We start from the raw sequence: 13,635 nt of genomic DNA, 5'->3' as shown, positions 1-13,635 counted from the left end.
AGTCCGGCAAAGTAACCGGCATGACAGCAAACGGCACACTAGCGCCGACTTCCTGGGCTTTCTTCGGGAAGTCATTTCTTCCCGCCCATCCGCCACAAGATTCACATCATCCTCGATAACCCATCGGCTCACAAGACACAGGCGGTTCCCGTGTTCCTGGAGCCGAACCCGCTGGTCCGCTTTCACTTCACACCCACTTACTCCTCATGGCTCAACCAGGTCGAAATCTGATTCGCCAGAATCGAGCGGGATGTGATCGCTCGCGGTGTCTTTACCTCCGTGAGCGACCTGGCAAGGAAACTGCGCCGCTACATTAACGCCCTATTCGCTAACGCCAAGCCATCCGCTGAAAGTATGCCGATCCCTCACACACCGCATTTCGTAGTAATGAATTCACTCTGACTGCCCACTAGTTCAGTGCACCGGATGGGCTCCGTAGTGCTGGACGAGGGTATCCACGATGTACTTGCCGATAGCGAGCGACGCGGTCGCCGCGGGTGACGGCACGTTACACACATGAACCATGCCATCCGTATAAACAAAGTGGAAGTCGTCGATAAGTTTTCCAGTGATACCCAGGGCCTGGGCTCGAACACCAGAGGCTGCGGGAACCAAGTCCTCTACCGCCAGCGCCGGCATGAGACGTTGTAGCGCTCGAACAAAAGCCGCTTTGCTCCAGGAGCGATGATACTCGCCCAAGGACATCCGCCAATGCTTTGCAGCCATGGTCCAGAAGCCAGGAAACGTAGCGTATTCGAATACGTCACCGAAATCAAATGAATTCTTCAGGTAACCTTCGCGCTTCATAGCCAGCACGGCGTTTGGGCCCGCCTCAATCCCTCCCCCTATACGCCTCGTGAAGTGCACTCCAAGGAATGGAAACTCTGGGTCAGGCACAGGGTAAAGCACTCCCTTCAGATAGTGGCGCTTGGCTGGTACCATCTCGTAGTACTCGCCGCGAAAAGGCACGATCGTCAGATCGAGCTTCGCATTGGCCATGCGGCTGACGCGATCACTCTGAAGACCGGCGCAGTTTATAACCAATTTTGCCTGAATGGGACCACGTGTTGTCTCAACAACTGTATAGCCAAATGAGCGCACTAGCGCAGTAACTTCATGCGACAGGTGAATTGCCCCCACGACTAGTAATCCGCTCTGCATACTTCTTAGCCACCTTGGCATAGTCAACTATGCCCGTGCTCGGTACACGAATCCCGCGAATGCCGGTGGCATAGGGTTCAAATTCACGGATCTCTGTGGCGGTCAGCATTCGCAACCCTTTCAATCCATTCTCGTTCCCGCGCCTGTACAACTCGTCGAGTCGTGGCAGTTCGCGCTCCGACGTAGCGACGATCACTTTGCCGCAGATATCGTAAGGCACTGCGCTTTCCTGACAAAAGCGCAGGAGAGCTTCCGCGCCCTCTACGCAAAGCTTAGCCTTTAAACTTCCTGGCTTGTAATAGATCCCGGAGTGGATGACTCCACTGTTATGGCTTGACTGATGGCCTGCAACTACAGATTCTTTCTCAATGACGGCCAAGGAAATTCCGGGAAAACGGCTGGTGAGCTCAAGGCCTGTTGCCAAGCCGACAATACCGGCACCGATAATTGCGACGTTCAACTGAGAAGAGATGGCGATTTTCTAACCGTGCTCCAGGTCATTGTTGAAATGCCTGCGCTTGCCGACCATAATAGCCAAGCGGTGCTGGGAATTTCTTACCAATCAGCATAGGGCGTGTTCGAGGATGGGTCAACATGGATTTCCAACTGCGCCCGAGGTCGATATTGCTCCTTCCGACCCTCACGGTCCGTAAAGTTACCTAAATGTGAGTTTGTAACCAACCACATATTTGCCTATTCTTGCCAATATTTATCATTTTCGTGTCACCTTGAGTAAATTATTTGTGTGCAAGAGCGCAGCTGCCTTTTTCCCCTCAACAACTTGAGTGGGGTAGCAAAATAATGCAAAGTATGTGAAGACATCTTCCTATTATTTTGCTTGACACTTTTGCGGGGTGGCGATAGATTCCGTGCACTTCAGGAAGCATGGAGCAGGGTTTGGACTTGGCTTTCAGTCAAGCTAGGTAACTCAACCAAGTTACTACCTGAAAGAATTGGAATGAATTTAGCACTATTTTTTGCAATATTTTCTGTTGCAAACTGACTACGGCAGGTGGGTTTCTGCAAAGGGTTCCCGGGCTCCTATAAAGTTATTGTCTTATCACAGTCGCGGATATGTAGAGCGGATGCTGACCAATGTCGGTCAACATCGTCTTATCTTCCGCTTCGCTGGAAGGCCATGGCTTTCATTCGGGTTTTGTTGTGTTGTTGAGGAGTCCCAATGGTCGATACGGTGAAAATTTTAGCAATTAGTGAAGACAGTGACGTACGCAAGCTGATTCTTAGTGCCCTTGAATCTGAAGGCCATAAGGCCATTTGCGTCACTTCTCCTCTGGAGGCGCTCCAACTTCTCCACCGAGGATTGGTGGCAAAGGTCCTCCTGATACATGCGGCGAAGAATAGATCAAAGGACACTCTCTTCGCCCCAGCGCTTCTGCAAAACATCAGCAGCGAAAAACTGTGCATCCTCTCCGAGCCGGGAGATACGTCATGGAACAGCCATGCAGACAAGTGGAAGATAAATACAGTGCTGACAATGCCCCTCCTGAGACAGGATATCGAAAAATTGACTACTCGGCCGAGTGGCGAGACGGCGGCGTTCGCAAGCCCAATGGTCAACCCTTCGGCTAAAGTTCCTCAGTATCATATGGAAGAGTTGGACAATAACCGGTTCTTCATGGCGGCGTCGCCGACCATGATGCAGCTTTACAGGGACATCCGGGTCCTTGCTCCCGTTGACATTCCTGTATTAATCCTGGGTGAAAGCGGAGTTGGCAAGGAAATTGTGGCTATGTTGCTACACAAATACCACGCGAACTCCGAGAAACAGCTCCTCAATATCAACTGCGCTGCACTGCCCATCGAACTGTTAGAAAGCGAACTGTTCGGATACGAGACCGGAGCATTTACCGGCGCAACAAAGTCCAAGCCCGGTATGTTTGAACTTGCAAATAAGGGAACCCTTCTCTTGGACGAAATCGGCGAGATGAGCCCGCAAATGCAGGCCAAGCTCCTTCACGTCCTACAAGATGGATCATTTTGCCGTCTTGGAGCGCGCTCATCATCTCGGGTGGATGTCCGCGTCCTGGCTGCCACGAATATCAATATGCAAGATGCAATCGCGGAAAAACGCTTTCGCGAAGATCTCTATTACCGCCTCAATACTTTGACCATCACTGTTCCACCGCTTCGTGAACGTCGCGAAGAGATACCTCTGCTGATGGAGCAAATGGTTCACAGGGGAGCGTTGGAACTCGGGCAGGCATTTATTTTTTCCGACCGGATTATTGAAGCGGCCCAAGAATACCACTGGCCAGGGAATCTTCGCGAGTTACGTAACTTCGTCACTCGTACACTCATTTTGCAAGACGAAGAATCTGCCTACAATGACTTGCGGGCCAAGACGCGAACCGACAACACAGCTTCCACTAAAAATACTCGTGTGGAGGTCGCATTAAACAGATCGTCCGCCGCTGTAGGCATGAAAGGTGCGGTAAACGAAGTCAAGAATGAGACAGAGATCCGCATGCTCCAGGACGCACTGTCGGCTTCAGGCTGGAATCGGAGAAGGGCTGCAGTGAACCTGAATATCAGTTATCGCGCCCTGCTCTACAAGATTCAGCAGCACGGACTGAGCGCATAGGCGGCCGTCGAAACATCAATTTCAGTCAGACAACAAAGCCTGCTAGAGCCTGTTAGGAACTTCTCATCAAGTTAGATTATTTAGAGTCCCGTGCCCGCCTGCTCCAGTAATGGAACCGGAGATTGCGTAGCTTGAGATGTTTGTATATATGACATCGACCCAATAGGTCGCGGTGGTACGGAAATAAACTCGGTAGGCTGGCGAATTTATATGTGTCTACAAATTGCCAGCTTACCGATAGAGTTGTCCTTGTTGTGAGACCTAAGGAGTTGTCACCGTAATCTGGTTGGATGGACCACTTTCTATTCCACTTGAATCGACGCTCTTTACGGTGTACTCATAGGTAGCGCCACTGACGACGCCGGTGTCCACGTAGCTTGCGCTCGTGTCCCGCGACGAGTTTATCAATTGAAAAGCCCCAGAACCTACCATCCGGTAAATGTTGTAGCCTGCGACCGGATCCGGTGAACTGGCGGGTGCCTTCCAGCTTAGGTCAACTTGATGAGAGCCTGACGTTGCGGTTCCGCCGAGAGCCACCACAGAGGTGCTGCCAGTCGTTGAGTTGCTGCTAATGGTAAGTTTCCCTGTATCCGTTCCAACTGCGGCCGGTTTGAATTGAACTTGAACCGCCACTGACTGATTCGTATTCAGCGTCACAGGAAAGCTGCCACCGATGATGGAGAAGCCCGCGCCGCTGATCGCAGCCGAGTTCACCGTCACCGCAGAGGAACCCGTAGAGGTAAGGGTGACTGATTTTGTAACGGCCGAATTCACGGCCACGTCGCCGAAACTCAAAGAGGTAGCACTTTCCGTGAGTTGCGGACTGGCGCTCGTGCCCGTACCGCTCATGGAGACCACTATTTTGCTGTTAGTGACGGCGTTGCTGTTGATTGTGAACTGGCCGGTCACTGCTCCTGCGGTGACTGGGCTGAATTCAAGCTGAAGCGTCAACGATTGTTTTGGATTTAACGTTACCGGGAAGCTGCCCGCGACGAGTGAGAAGCCTGAGCCGGTCATGGAAGCGGAGCTAATGGTGACTGGAGAGGTGCCCGACGAGGTAAGCGTCGCAGACTTGGTCTCAGTCGAATTTACGGCCACACTGCCGAAGTTCAAAGCCGTTCCGCCTATGGTCAACTGTGGAGACCCAGTCGTTGTCTGTGGGGTAAATACGATATCGACCCAATAGTTCGTCGATTGAAAGGTGGAAGTGGGAAATCCGGTTGTCGAGTAGCGGTAGACCCCATTGCCGCCGTCGACGCCGTTGGCGAGAGCGTGAAGAGGCGCAGCATCAATCCCCGCGCTGGCAAAGGCGTTCGAGGTATCGGAGTAATGGCCTAAAGGCGCAAAGTACGAGGCGATATAAGTGGTGTTTGCCGTCACCGCGATTGGATTGGCGAAGTTGACCTGCTGCCAGCCCGATGCGGTTTCGCCCGTAAACGTCGCGCTGCCCAGGAGCACTCCGGCTTTGGACCAGATATGACCGACGTGTGTGCCGGCGTTCGTCTTTGCCTTATAGAAACGCAGTCCCGTGACTGTGCCGTTGCTGTCTGCTCTGAACTTGACGCCGACCTCGACCGCATTACCATCGTTGCTATCGACTGTCACAGGGACAGAGGTTGGCTTCATGATGGTGAGCTGTGCGCCGGCGGGCGTTGCGAATGCGATGCAGGAGCAGATTGCAAGCAGGAAGAGCCCAAGCCGGTAGCGAGTTGCCGTAGGCTGGAGGTGAGGCAGATTGTACTTTGAAATGGTGGGGGAGGTGGGTGCTGAGTTCTCTACAAAGAGAACAAGGGGCCTAAAAACAGATCTGCTAAGGATCACTATTACCTCATAATTTGACGCAAGATGTATGGTTCTGACAGCAGAGCAAAAAAGAAAGTGAGGATAGTGTTGGTGGGAACTCGTATGGTTGCACGCCGCCCGATTCGGAAGGGCTTATGGGCACAATTGGGATGATTTTGTCTTACTTGGCAACTACCATGATGCTGCCTAGGTCGCCGATTCTCATTCCCCAGCTTTCATACAAGATCAAGAAACTTCATGTTTTACGACGGACAAGACTACACGAAAGCGGGAGAGCGCGAACATCTCACTCCTCACATGTGCAGATTGACATCTCAAAAATCGGCTTTGCAATGACACCCATTGGTTACTAATTGTTACCAATTGGCTGAGCAATGGGTAACACTGTTTATATCAAAGTTATCTTTCCATAGCAACCCAGTCATGCCTACAAGAGTTCCCGGTACGCTTGGCTCGGACGCTAACCGCCTTCTAACCTGCTCACTGTAAGGTATCTTTACTTGCGTCAACGAGCCTTAGCTTACCTCTTGTGGCGCAGATGAGCGCCTTAGCCTGTTTACATCCCGTCCCCAGTTTTTATTCCACTATCGACGAAGGCAGCTGGCCCGGAACAGGCAACTCATACCTTCGCGCTGCGCGACATCGAAGATGTCTCTAACATGTGCTCGTTCCGCAAGGTTTCCGCGGCACGTTCGCCGATGATGATGCAGGAAGCCATGGCATTGCCGGTAGGCACGCGCGGCATGATCGAGCCGTCTGCAATGCGAAGATTTTCGATCCCATAGACCTTCAGTTGACCGTCTACGACCGACATCGAATCGCGCCCCATCTTCGCGGTACACGTCTGATGGTGGTAAGTGGAGGCCTCATCTCGAATGAAGTCTTCCAGTGCAGCTCCTCTCAGGTTGCCAGGCATGACTTCGCGTTTTGTGAAGGGTCGAAGCGCAGCCGAATTGCCAATCTCGCGACAAAGTTCCACGCACGCTACTGCGGCCTTCAGGTCGTCCGGGTGGGACAGCGTATTGGACTCAATCTGTATAGAGTCGTCGGGGTTGGGTCCCGTCAAGCGAATCTGACCGCGACTCTTCGGCCGCACGACGCTTCCATACATTGTCCAAGAAGCCGGTGGTGGATTAAACTTGGCGCCTGTCTCGGCACTGCAGACGGGTACTTCAATCTGACAGGTCTGCAAATCCGGAGTGTCAAGACCAGAATTGCTCTTCCAGAAGAACGTTGCCTCAGCTCCATTGTTGCGAGGAGCGAGCGGTTGCTGATACTCCCAGACACAGCCGAAAGCAGAATGATCCTGAAAGTTCTGTCCCACACCTGGAAGATGCTGGACGACCGGTATGCCTAGACGTTTTAGCTCAGCCTGATCGCCAATGCCAGAAAGCATCAACACCTTTGGCGTGTGCATCGCGCCCAACGACAGGACAACCTCGAGTCCAGCCGTGATGCGTTGGATTTTTCCGTCGAAAGCGATCTCTACACCAGTCGCTCGCTTTCCCTCTAAGGTAAGCCTGGTAACCAATGCGTGCGTGAGCACGGTCAGGTTCGGGCGGTCCATGTAGGGGAAGACATAACTTCGAAAGACGGATAGGCGCTTTCCATCGCGTACGTTCATATCGATAATAGAGGCTCCGCCGCCTCCTTCCATCATTCGTCCATTGTTGCTATCGAAAGTTGGCATCCCGATGGAACGCGCTGCGTCCACCATAGCCGGAGCGATTGGATTCGGGTCAGGCGCGGACTGCACGAAAACCAACCCGCCGGTTCCACGACGCGTGGGGTCTGGTGCTCCCTGCCAGTCTTCCACCCGGCGGTAGATGTTGAGGACGGACTCATAGTTCCATGCCGTCTCGCCGGACTCGGATGCGAAGAAATCCCAATCGTTCTTATGTCCGCGTGCCCAACCCATCACATTGATGCTCGATCCCCCGCCAAGCACCTTGCCCATACCTAGCGGCATGGAACGTCCTTTGAGGTGTGGATTGGGTTGATCCACAAAGTTCCAATCGCGCTCGCTCCCGAGGTTTTCAAACCACCGAGCCGCTTCTATCACGCTTGGCACCTCGTCGCTGCCGCCTGCTTCGGTATCCCGTGTTCGCTTTTATCCGTTCCGTTTCAATTCATCCGGAAATTTCTGCGACGGTGATGCGATCTGCTCCAGAGGAACTCCCTATTCGAATCCGCACCGCAAGCTTTAGAGTTCGCGGGATCGGGCAAGGCTCCGTTGCAAAAAACTGACGAGGCAGAGCAAATGTCAGGTGTTAGAAAGCTGATAGTGGCTGGGGACGGTGCTTTGCGGATTGCGGTCGGGTGACGGGCAATCCGGAAGTTACGCGGTTGTGCCTGTGAACTCAGGCGGGCTCAACCGGTCGATGCAACACTGGCTTGCAGTTTACTCGCCGGAGTTTCAAAGCCCAAAGTTTGTCGCGGGCGTTGATTGAGGCGCAGAGCTACCTTGTTGAGATCGGCTTGAGAGTGGACGGACAAGTCGGTCTTCTTGGGGAAGTACTGTCTTAATAGGCCGTTGGTATTTTCATTGGTGCCGCGCTGCCAGGGGCTCTGCGGAGCACAGAAGTAGACCTTTACATTCGTGTCTACCGTGAAGCTCTTGTGTTTGGCCATCTCGTGGCCTCGGTCCCAGGTCAACGAGCGCCGCAGCGTCGCAGGGAGTTTAAGCACATGCTTGCTCAGCGCGGCGACGACCGTCGTAGTGTCTTTGCTGGGCACTTTGATGAGCATGGTAAAACGCGAGTGTCGTTCCACCAGGGTTGCGATATGACTATTTTTGCTGCCTGCGAGCAGATCCCCCTCCCAATGACCGGGAATAGCGCGGTCTTCAACCTCCGCAGGTCTTTGGCTAATAGAGATGGCATCGACGATCTGACCTCGATACTGTCCCGCAGCGCGCGAGTGCCGTGAGCGACGTATAAGCCGCTTGGACCTGAGGTGCTCAACCAGCTCTTTTTTAGCACTCCGCGGGCCTGGAGGAATAAGCTGCGGTAGATGGTTTCGTGGGACACGCGCAGGCTCTCGTTGTTGGAAGAGTGGACTTTCAGCCATTTCGAAATCTGTTCCGCCGACCAGTCCAGGATCAGTTTACTGGCCACGATCGTCCGCAACTTCTCTTCGATGGCAAGAAGGCACACCTTGGGTCGCAGAGCTGAGTTCCATGCCTGACGGTCGGCTTCGCTGGCTCGATAGAGTGGCCGGCCACCGTGACGCACCACCTCCCGGCTCACTGTCGACACAGGCCGTTGCAACCCGCTTGTTATCTCCCGAATCGACGAACCGGAATGTATGGTCCGCCGCCTTGTCGCAAGTGAAAAGTGAGAGTGACAGGTTGGTCTGCGCAAATGTATGCGGCCTTCGTTGGAGCAGTAGCTCCTGGCCAGGATGGAATGCGCTGCGCTCTTGTCCCCATTAGTAATGCAGCCTTGAAGGGCTTCTTCCGGTTACGGGTTTTTAGAGCGCCGGGTTCGACCGTTGTGCCATCTCATTGTTCGCCAGCAGACCTGGCAGGAAAATATAAGTGCGTAGTAGTAGCTGGGCTGGGGTTGTGGGAATCGCATACGCGATTTCCAAGCCAGGTTTAGCCGGGCGTCATCTGCAGGCCAGAGGAGCTGAACCGCTGCCGGCAAGCAAAGGAGGCCGATAGACTTCGCCCTTCGCAAGCACGGCCCACGCCATGCGCGCCAGCTTGTTCGCCAAAGCGACACCTGCGACGTTGTAGTGAGTGCGCGAAGTAAGCTGTGCCAACCACGCACTCAGGCCAGGAGACTGCTTGTCTCGAAACTGCAGGACTGCTCGTGCCCCTTGTACAAACAACCGTCGCAAATAGGAGTTCCCGCGCTTGCTAATACCGAGTAGCTTTTGCTTGCCGCCAGTTGAGTGCTCGCGCGGAACTAATCCAACCCAGGCTGCGAACTCACGACCCTTGCGAAAAGCTGCCCCGTTGCCAATGGCTGCGATGAGCGCCGTTGCTGTAAGCGGGCCGATACCGGGAATCGCATCGAGACGTCGGCAGACTTCGCTCTCCTGCGCAGTCTTCTCAACCAGCACCTCGGCCTCTTCCAGCCGTATAGCTAACTGATCCAATTCCAGCTTCAGTTGAGCCAACAGCAACCGCACTGAGCCCGACAGCTTCATCGAGGCGTCTTCCAGGAGTCCTGGCAACATGGCATCCAGATGGCACCGTCCCTTCCGCACCGTGATCCCGCGTTCCAGCAGCAAGCCGCGAATCTGATTGACGACTGCCGTGCGACGCATCACCCATCGCTCCCGCACCCGATGCAGGGACTGAAGATCCAACTGATCATCGGTCTTGATCGGCACGAACCGCATCCTGGGTCGACCCACTGCCTCGGCAATCGCCTCGGCATCGATATAGTCGCTCTTGTTCGTCTTCACGTACGGCTTCACATACTGCGCCGGGATTAGCCGAACTTCATGCCCCTGCTCTCGTAAGGCGCGGCCTAGAAAATGGGAACCACCGCAGGCTTCCATGCCGATTCGTTCCACTCGTAGGTTCGCGGTGAAGTGCAGTAGTTGCTTGCGGGAAAACTTCTTGCGCACCACAACCTCGCCGCGCAGGTTAAGGCCAACAAGATGAAATACCGTCTTGCCGAGGTCAATGCCAATCGTGTGTAGTTCCATGGGACGCCTCCTCCGTGTGCCTCTTATATCCCAACTGCTTGCTGGGTAATGGCGGCGGACCATCCCATTAGCAATCCCTCGTGAGATGTCTTCCCGCTCGGCCAGCGTCAGCGTTCGCGGTGAACGCCGACGAGCAGCAGGAACGATAAGTGCGACCGGGTGTTACGTAAAGTCCGCGGCGCCGGGGGCGGTTTCAAATCTGGTGATTGCGAACTTCTATCGAGTTGCGCTGTTTGATGACAGCCTGTGCGACGCAGAGACATCCTTGGCGGTAATGTCCGGATTGCCCGGCAACCGCCCGGAACGCCGATCGCGTGTTCCCTGTTTTTATTTGAGCTGGATCTTCACTTTCCCTTAGTCCACCGTTAAACGCATACAGAAGGAATAAGATTTCCACATTAATTCACTTCAGTTAACGACTTTGACGTTATGTTGCGGGCAACGACCTGCCAAGACGATAGTCTCGCGATCCACAAGCTCCACGGTAAGAGCGAATCTACTTCCCATGCGCATTGAGTCTGTCGATTACACCTTTGAGCGCATCGAGCTTCAGCCCAGCTTCGCCAAGCTTGCCCGCGGCCGTTAGGCGCTGGTAATCGGCAAAGTCTTTGGCAGCCTCAGAGATGAGTACGTTGATATCTGTCGAAGGTTGGGCCGTCCCCTGGGGTGCAAGCACGGCTTGTGCTATCTCGCTCGGGTTCAGCGACGAAACTTCTCCACCAAAAAGAGACCTCAGTGCTGCCTGGAACGTAGTGCCGTATGCAAGCTTGTCCTGCAGCGCGAGCACGACCAGCCGCAACTCCGGCATGGGGCTTTGCTGAGCCTGAAGGTAGATTGGCTCCGCATACAAGAGCGCTCGTCCAGTCGGAATGACCAGCAGGCTTCCGCGCAGCACGTGGGAGCCTTGTTGATTCCACAGCGTCAATTGTCCTGAGAGCTGCGCATTCTGATCGATGCGGGCCTCGATCTGCTGCGGACCATCGATGAGTTTTGTCTTAGGGAAGTCGTAAACTACCGCTGTTCCATAGTCTGGGCCGTCGCATCGGGCGGCAATCCACCCGATCAGGTTATTCCGATTGGCAGGCGTGAAGGGCAGAATCTCTACGAATTCTTCGCCAGTGCCTCCCGGCAGCTTCATCAGTACATAGTTCGGCTGCATCATGTGAGTCGTCTGTTGACCGTTACTGTCGGTCACGGACTCCGTCGCAACCGTCCAGAGGTCCTCGCGATTGAAGAAGACCGCCGGGTTCGTCATGTGGTAAAGGCCATAGACTTCCGATTGCACTTTGAACAGTGCTTCGGGGTAGCGTACATGCCTGCGCAGGTCTGTCGGCATCGCTGAGGCGTCTTTGAAAAGACTCGGAAAGATGTTGCGATAAGTAGCCAGGATAGGGTCTTCAGAGTCGAAGACGTAGAGCGTCGTAGCCCCGTTGTACCCATCCACAACCACCTTGACGCTGTTTCGCATGTAGTTGACCGCGCTATCGCCGAGGTTGTAGTGGGTCGAATACGGATAGTTGTTCGAGACGGTAAACGCATCAATGATCCAGGAAAGCCGGCCATCGTCGCCGACCACCATATAGGGGTCCTGATCGAAGGTAAGGAACGGAGCTACTGCCGCCACGCGTTCGCGGATGTTGCGCCGCATCAGGAGCCGGCTCTGCGAATTGACGTCGTCACTGAACGGCAACTTCCCAAGATCGCCGCGGTCGATCGCCAGGATGACGCGCCGCAAGAACCCGCCCAGCGCGATGCCGCCGGTGCCTTGATAGGACGTGAGATTGTTGTTCTGGCCTTGCGGATAATCAAACTCCTGCTGCCTCGTCTTGACGTACACGTCGGTGTCGGTCAGTTCGCCAAAATAGATCTCGGGGCGCGTTACGTTCAGACCGCGCACCGTGCTCTGGACGGGCATGTTGCTCAACAATAGTGTCGGCAAACCTTCCGCCGTGAACCCATTGACCGGATTCATCGTCACTCCGTAACCGTGGGTGTAGATCAGCTTCTCGTTGATCCAGTTACGACTACTTACCGGGAGCTTTTCGACGTTTAGTTCTCGCGCCGCAAGCATCACCTGGCGCGTCGTGCCATCGAGCTTGTAACGATCGATGTCGATGTCAGGAAAGTCGTAGTAGGTGCGGATCTCCTGGACCTGACGCAGCGTATCCTGCAAGGCATGCCAGTCCCATAGCCGGATGTTCTGAAGAGTGGGCTGGTTGTTCGCCGGGTCAGCTGCTTCGACCGTTGTCTCTGCGGGAAACTCGCGCTCTGCGAAGCGATTGAGTCCGTAAGCCTGCCGGGTCATCTCAATGTTGTGGGCGATAAAAGGTTCTTCCCGAACGAGCTCGTTGGGCTTGACGATGAAGCTGCCAACGTACCAGCCGACTATCCCCAGTACGCCATAGCAGACTACGGCGGGAAGGATCGCAGCCACAATCCATCGTCCGCGTGAATGCCGAATGGCGTTGTAGGCTGAGATAACCGCACCGAGTACAAGAGCAGCGCAGACAATGAGAAGGCCATAGATCGTTACGTGTGCGTCGGTGTAACTAATGCCGTCAAAGATCGTGTGATGTTCAAGCAAGAGCTGGAACCGGTCCACATACACGTTCATAGCGAGGACAAGCAGAAGGAATGCGACCGTAATCGAAAGTCCACGCCACGGTGACGGGGCATAGGTAATCTGTCGCTTGGCAAGGGAGCGGGCACCACTCGTAATGATGAGGAACAGTACAGCGACGGCACAGATCGCAATTGCCAGCGTGAGGAGCCAGTTATTGACGAGCTGCCACGCAGGCAAGGTGAAGAGAAAGAAATTCAGCTGCTCACCAAAGATTGGATCAGCAACGCTGCCCGTCGCATGCGGTGCATACCAGAACAGCGCCAGTGTCGGCCAGTCTGCCATCAACCCCAAGCCGGTCACACACGCAATGACAATGGAGACGCAAAAGGAGATGACGCGGAGGACTGGCTGGACTGACAGGCTTATCGGTTCTCCTGCGATGACGATTGCGTGAGCCCTCGGCAGATCGGCTTCATGAGACCGTCGAATGGCCGAAAACGCACCGTACAGAATCAGGAAGGTGGTCCCAGCAAAAAACACGAAGTCCGCGATCTGCAGCCCTAGCGATTTCCAGAACACCTCGCCGTATCCAAGCGACTGGAACCAGAGAAGGTCAACCCAATACGACAATCCGATCCGTCCACAAAGGAGGACGCCTAAAGCTAAAGCAGCCAGGAAAATGATCCCGCGACGACCCCATATTGAACTTCGATGCTGCGGTGAATCTATGAAATCCGGCAATTTTCCCCCGTACTCGATCGTCATTGGACAAACATTCTGATTGTAGGCTTCTTACAGGTGCGAGCCCGCTCGCAAAACCTTCCTGTCCATAATGTTCATAGAA

General features: G+C 54.4%; 8 protein-coding genes and 1 pseudogene. 3 read left to right on the top strand and 6 right to left on the bottom strand.

Annotation, left to right across the window (positions count from 1 at the left end; translation table 11 throughout):
• Positions 1–87: 87 nt before the first annotated feature.
• Positions 88–231: a transposase gene (locus tag RBB80_RS12135; protein WP_433969632.1), complete on the top strand. Its 144-nt coding sequence runs from the start codon at positions 88–90 to the stop codon at positions 229–231.
• A 183-nt stretch (positions 232–414) separates the two neighbouring features.
• Here RBB80_RS12135 and lhgO read toward each other — a convergent pair.
• A pseudogene (gene lhgO / locus RBB80_RS12130) lies at positions 415–1,585 on the bottom strand (L-2-hydroxyglutarate oxidase).
• On the opposite strand from lhgO, the gene RBB80_RS12125 reads away from it, so the two are divergent.
• Together RBB80_RS12125 and RBB80_RS12120 are read left to right on the top strand one after the other, a co-directional pair.
• Entirely contained in the window at positions 1,502–1,732 is a 231-nt protein-coding gene (locus RBB80_RS12125; protein WP_433970156.1) for a hypothetical protein, read from the top strand. The pseudogene lhgO and the gene RBB80_RS12125 sit on opposite strands and share 84 nt — an antisense overlap.
• A gap of 609 nt (positions 1,733–2,341) precedes the next feature.
• Positions 2,342–3,763, top strand: a complete 1,422-nt coding sequence (locus tag RBB80_RS12120; protein WP_433968414.1) for a sigma 54-interacting transcriptional regulator — start codon at positions 2,342–2,344, stop codon at positions 3,761–3,763.
• A gap of 261 nt (positions 3,764–4,024) precedes the next feature.
• Here the strand turns inward: RBB80_RS12120 and RBB80_RS12115 are convergent, their stop codons facing one another.
• The 5 genes from RBB80_RS12115 to RBB80_RS12095 all read right to left on the bottom strand — a co-directional run bounded on the left by RBB80_RS12115 (position 4,025) and on the right by RBB80_RS12095 (position 13,556).
• Positions 4,025–5,584 (bottom strand): DUF4082 domain-containing protein, encoded by a 1,560-nt coding sequence (locus RBB80_RS12115; RefSeq protein WP_433968413.1) that lies wholly within the window; start codon positions 5,582–5,584, stop codon positions 4,025–4,027.
• Between the two features lie 601 nt (positions 5,585–6,185).
• Entirely contained in the window at positions 6,186–7,628 is a 1,443-nt protein-coding gene (locus tag RBB80_RS12110) for a GMC family oxidoreductase (protein WP_433968412.1), read from the bottom strand.
• A gap of 308 nt (positions 7,629–7,936) precedes the next feature.
• The gene (locus RBB80_RS12105) at positions 7,937–8,635 is read right to left on the bottom strand and encodes an IS30 family transposase (protein ID WP_433968411.1); all 699 of its coding nucleotides are present in this window, start codon (positions 8,633–8,635) and stop codon (positions 7,937–7,939) included.
• Positions 8,636–9,175: 540 nt separating this feature from the next.
• Complete coding sequence (locus tag RBB80_RS12100; RefSeq protein WP_433968409.1) at positions 9,176–10,228, bottom strand: IS110 family transposase; 1,053 nt, start codon at positions 10,226–10,228, stop codon at positions 9,176–9,178.
• A gap of 496 nt (positions 10,229–10,724) precedes the next feature.
• Positions 10,725–13,556 carry a UPF0182 family membrane protein gene (locus tag RBB80_RS12095; RefSeq protein WP_433968408.1) on the bottom strand — a complete coding sequence of 944 codons (2,832 nt, stop codon included), beginning with the start codon at positions 13,554–13,556 and terminating at the stop codon, positions 10,725–10,727.
• Positions 13,557–13,635: the final 79 nt, after the last annotated feature.

Source organism: Tunturiibacter gelidiferens, from assembly GCF_051013345.1.
GTDB classification, from domain to species: domain Bacteria; phylum Acidobacteriota; class Terriglobia; order Terriglobales; family Acidobacteriaceae; genus Edaphobacter; species Edaphobacter gelidiferens_A.
The sequence above is the reverse complement of the archived record's forward strand: the minus strand, read 5'-3'. Positions and strand labels throughout refer to the sequence as shown.

Excerpts from the sequence above, each read along its gene's own strand:
- RBB80_RS12125 (WP_433970156.1), top strand. The coding sequence starts at position 1,502 with ATGGCCTGCAACTACAGATTCTTTCTCAATGACGGCCAAGGAAATTCC.
- RBB80_RS12120 (WP_433968414.1), top strand. The coding sequence starts at position 2,342 with ATGGTCGATACGGTGAAAATTTTAGCAATTAGTGAAGACAGTGACGTA.
- RBB80_RS12105 (WP_433968411.1), bottom strand. The coding sequence starts at position 8,635 with ATGGCTGAAAGTCCACTCTTCCAACAACGAGAGCCTGCGCGTGTCCCA.
- RBB80_RS12100 (WP_433968409.1), bottom strand. The coding sequence starts at position 10,228 with ATGGAACTACACACGATTGGCATTGACCTCGGCAAGACGGTATTTCAT.
- RBB80_RS12095 (WP_433968408.1), bottom strand. The coding sequence starts at position 13,556 with ATGACGATCGAGTACGGGGGAAAATTGCCGGATTTCATAGATTCACCG.